The organism is Flavobacterium sp. LM5, assembly GCF_002017945.1.
GTDB classification, from domain to species: domain Bacteria; phylum Bacteroidota; class Bacteroidia; order Flavobacteriales; family Flavobacteriaceae; genus Flavobacterium; species Flavobacterium succinicans.
Genome location: NZ_MUFX01000011.1, coordinates 1 through 4,411, shown reverse-complemented (window position 1 = coordinate 4,411; position 4,411 = coordinate 1). Strand labels below are relative to the sequence as shown.

General features: G+C 33.2%; 3 protein-coding genes and 1 pseudogene. 2 read left to right on the top strand and 2 right to left on the bottom strand.

The genetic code is table 11. The features are described from left to right. Window positions 1-169: 169 nt before the first annotated feature. On the bottom strand, window positions 170-853 hold the full coding sequence (locus BXU11_RS16380; RefSeq protein ID WP_024981900.1) for a response regulator transcription factor: 684 nt from the start codon (window positions 851-853) through the stop codon (window positions 170-172). 242 nt (window positions 854-1,095) lie between these two features. On the opposite strand from BXU11_RS16380, the gene BXU11_RS16375 reads away from it, so the two are divergent. Then, window positions 1,096-2,307 (top strand): carboxypeptidase-like regulatory domain-containing protein, encoded by a 1,212-nt coding sequence (locus BXU11_RS16375; protein WP_078213323.1) that lies wholly within the window; start codon window positions 1,096-1,098, stop codon window positions 2,305-2,307. On the opposite strand, the gene BXU11_RS16370 is transcribed toward BXU11_RS16375, so the two are convergent. Continuing rightward, the gene (locus BXU11_RS16370; RefSeq protein WP_078213322.1) at window positions 2,219-3,313 is read right to left on the bottom strand and encodes a carboxypeptidase-like regulatory domain-containing protein; all 1,095 of its coding nucleotides are present in this window, start codon (window positions 3,311-3,313) and stop codon (window positions 2,219-2,221) included. The genes BXU11_RS16375 and BXU11_RS16370 overlap by 89 nt on opposite strands. 242 nt (window positions 3,314-3,555) lie before the next feature. Between BXU11_RS16370 and BXU11_RS16365 the strand changes: the two are divergent. Further along, window positions 3,556-4,240, top strand: a pseudogene (locus tag BXU11_RS16365) (response regulator transcription factor). Window positions 4,241-4,411: the final 171 nt, after the last annotated feature.

The following is a 4,411-nucleotide window of genomic DNA, read 5'->3' as shown; positions in this document are numbered from 1 at the left end:
CATGTTATTTATTTCCAAAGCAAAAAAATTAAATATTATAAAAACGAATTGATACGATGTTAAACTTCTATTTGTAACACAAAAATCACAAATAACAACCTAATAGCAAGTTATTATTTGTGATTTTACAAGAATATAAAAAGGTCCAAATGTAGTTTTGTATACAATACTACACTTCAAATTTATAGCCCACTCCTTTAATGGTTTTGAATAAATCCTCACCAATTTTTTCTCTTAATTTTCGAATGTGTACATCGATGGTACGTCCACCCACTACAACTTCATTGCCCCAAACTTTATCCAAAATTTCGTCCCTTTTGAATACTTTACCCGGTTTTGAAGCCAATAAATAAAACAATTCAAACTCTTTTCTTGGTAAAGCAATTTCGACATTGTCTTTGATGATTTTGTATTCTTCGCGATTAATCTCTATCCCTCCTACATTCAACGTTTCGCTATTTTGAGTCTCTTCCTTTACTCTTCGCAATAAGGCTTTGACTTTACTAACCAATAATTTTGGTTTAATGGGTTTAGTAATATAATCATCGGCACCTGCATCAAAACCTGCAACTTGCGAATAATCTTCGCTTCTTGCGGTCAAAAATGTAATGATCACATGACTCAATTCCGGTATTTTTCGAATGTTTTCACAAGCTTCCATTCCGTCCATTTCTGGCATCATCACATCCATAATAATAAGATCTGGAATTTCTTTTTTAGCTTTCAAAACAGCTTCTTTTCCATTGCTTGCGGTCACGATTTGATAACCTTCTTGAGCCAAATTGTAGCCAACAATTTCCAGAATATCTGGCTCATCATCAACTAATAAAATTTTAGTGCTTCTTTTTTTCATAAAAAATGGTGCAAAATCTATTACAATAATTCAAATTTAGGCTTTTATAACTAAAATTTCACAAAAACCATCGTAAATGTAGCCATAAAGAAATCATATAAAAAAGCGCATTCAGACTACTTAACTTTAATTTAACCTGTTAACATTTATGTAATGGTAATAAAACACAATGTTAATATTCAAGTAACATCGGCTTTACCACTAGCACGCTATTTTTGCCCCCAACAAACAAAGACAACACAATGAAATTAAAACTTTTGATCCTAACCCTTTGTATAAGTGTATTTGGATTTTCACAAAACAAAGGAACCATTACTGGAATCTTATCAGACAAAGACTCGAATAACCAACCATTGCCATTTGCGAATGTAACTTTAAAAGGAACAAAAATTGGGGTTAACACTGATATTGATGGTAAATATAGTATTAGCGTTTCACCAGGAAACTATGTAGTTCAATTTAGTTTTGTAGGTTATGAAACCGTTGAAGTACCTGTAAATGTAAAAGAAGGCGCAACAGTTACTTTGAACAAAGCCATTGGATCCGGTAGCTACAAACTTGAAGACGTAGTCATCAAAGCAACAGCTCCAAGCCGAGAAAAAGAGACCGCTATCTTGTTGGACCAAAAAAATGCTGTAGTTTTTAAACAAAGTATTGGAGCGCAAGAAATGGCTCGTAAAGGAGTAAGTGATGTCGAAGAAGGTTTAACTAAAATTACCGGTATCACTAAAGTAGAGTCAAGAGGACTTTTCGTAAGAGGCTTAGAAGATCGTTACAATAATTTATTGATTAATGAATTACAAGCTCCATCCAATAGCCCATTTACAAAAATCATCCCATTGGATATATTTCCAACTGACATAGTTGGTGTTTTGAATGTTTACAAAACATTCAATCCAAACATTTCTGGAGATTTTGCTGGAGCAACAGTAAATATTGAAACTGTTCAAGCTAAAAGCATCACTAAACTTTCTGTAGGTGTTGGCTATACTACCAACAATAACGCGGCTGATTTTTTAATCCACAGCGATGCTAATAATACACAAGGATTTTTTGGATTAAACGGTAAAGATCGTCAATTGAGTGGTGTTTTTGGAAAAGTGCCATCTACCAAAATCATGACTCCAGACGAATATAATAATGCGTATGAGAATAACACTTGGAATGTTGATAAAACATCAAGCCCTCTGAACACAAGTGTTGGCTTTATTCATGCTGAAAAATTCAATTTAGAAAACGGAAACAAAATCAATTATACTCTTTCATTAAACGGAGATAATAAATATGTAATCCGTAAAGGAGTTGACCGTACCTTCATTTTGGTGCTGGAGATTATGATAACAATTTACAAAAAGAGAGTTACAGCTACCAAACTAATGCTTCTGCATGGCAGCGATCAACTCCTTTACGGATTACATATTTATTATCTCCGTTTAATGAAAGAGTATAATTGATTTTGTTTCCGTTTTCTAAATTGAATTTTTCAGCATGAATAAAGCCAACACTTGTGTTCAGAGGGCTTGATGTTTTATCAACATTCCAAGTGTTATTCTCATACGCATTATTATATTCGTCTGGAGTCATGATTTTGGTAGATGGCACTTTTCCAAAAACACCACTCAATTGACGATCTTTACCGTTTAATCCAAAAAATCCTTGTGTATTATTAGCATCGCTGTGGATTAAAAAATCAGCCGCGTTATTGTTGGTAGTATAGCCAACACCTACAGAAAGTTTAGTGATGCTTTTAGCTTGAACAGTTTCAATATTTACTGTTGCTCCAGCAAAATCTCCAGAAATGTTTGGATTGAATGTTTTGTAAACATTCAAAACACCAACTATGTCAGTTGGAAATATATCCAATGGGATGATTTTTGTAAATGGGCTATTGGATGGAGCTTGTAATTCATTAATCAATAAATTATTGTAACGATCTTCTAAGCCTCTTACGAAAAGTCCTCTTGACTCTACTTTAGTGATACCGGTAATTTTAGTTAAACCTTCTTCGACATCACTTACTCCTTTACGAGCCATTTCTTGCGCTCCAATACTTTGTTTAAAAACTACAGCATTTTTTTGGTCCAACAAGATAGCGGTCTCTTTTTCTCGGCTTGGAGCTGTTGCTTTGATGACTACGTCTTCAAGTTTGTAGCTACCGGATCCAATGGCTTTGTTCAAAGTAACTGTTGCGCCTTCTTTTACATTTACAGGTACTTCAACGGTTTCATAACCTACAAAACTAAATTGAACTACATAGTTTCCTGGTGAAACGCTAATACTATATTTACCATCAATATCAGTGTTAACCCCAATTTTTGTTCCTTTTAAAGTTACATTCGCAAATGGCAATGGTTGGTTATTCGAGTCTTTGTCTGATAAGATTCCAGTAATGGTTCCTTTGTTTTGTGAAAATCCAAATACACTTATACAAAGGGTTAGGATCAAAAGTTTTAATTTCATTGTGTTGTCTTTGTTTGTTGGGGGCAAAAATAGCGTGCTAGTGGTAAAGCCGATGTTACTTGAATATTAACATTGTGTTTTATTACCATTACATAAATGTTAACAGGTTAAATTAAAGTTAAGTAGTCTGAATGCGCTTTTTTATATGATTTCTTTATGGCTACATTTACGATGGTTTTTGTGAAATTTTAGTTATAAAAGCCTAAATTTGAATTATTGTAATAGATTTTGCACCATTTTTTATGAAAAAAAGAAGCACTAAAATTTTATTAGTTGATGATGAGCCAGATATTCTGGAAATTGTTGGCTACAATTTGGCTCAAGAAGGTTATCAAATCGTGACCGCAAGCAATGGAAAAGAAGCTGTTTTGAAAGCTAAAAAAAGAAATTCCAGATCTTATTATTATGGATGTGATGATGCCAGAAATGGACGGAATGGAAGCTTGTGAAAACATTCGAAAAATACCGGAATTGAGTCATGTGATCATTACATTTTTGACCGCAAGAAGCGAAGATTATTCGCAAGTTGCAGGTTTTGATGCAGGTGCCGATGATTATATTACTAAACCCATTAAACCAAAATTATTGGTTAGTAAAGTCAAAGCCTTATTGCGAAGAGTAAAGGAAGAGACTCAAAATAGCGAAACGTTGAATGTAGGAGGGATAGAGATTAATCGCGAAGAATACAAAATCATCAAAGACAATGTCGAAATTGCTTTACCAAGAAAAGAGTTTGAATTGTTTTATTTATTGGCTTCAAAACCGGGTAAAGTATTCAAAAGGGACGAAATTTTGGATAAAGTTTGGGGCAATGAAGTTGTAGTGGGTGGACGTACCATCGATGTACACATTCGAAAATTAAGAGAAAAAATTGGTGAGGATTTATTCAAAACCATTAAAGGAGTGGGCTATAAATTTGAAGTGTAGTATTGTATACAAAACTACATTTGGACCTTTTTATATTCTTGTAAAATCACAAATAATAACTTGCTATTAGGTTGTTATTTGTGATTTTTGTGTTACAAATAGAAGTTTAACATCGTATCAATTCGTTTTTATAATATTTAATTTTTTGCTTTGGAAATAAATAACATGGTT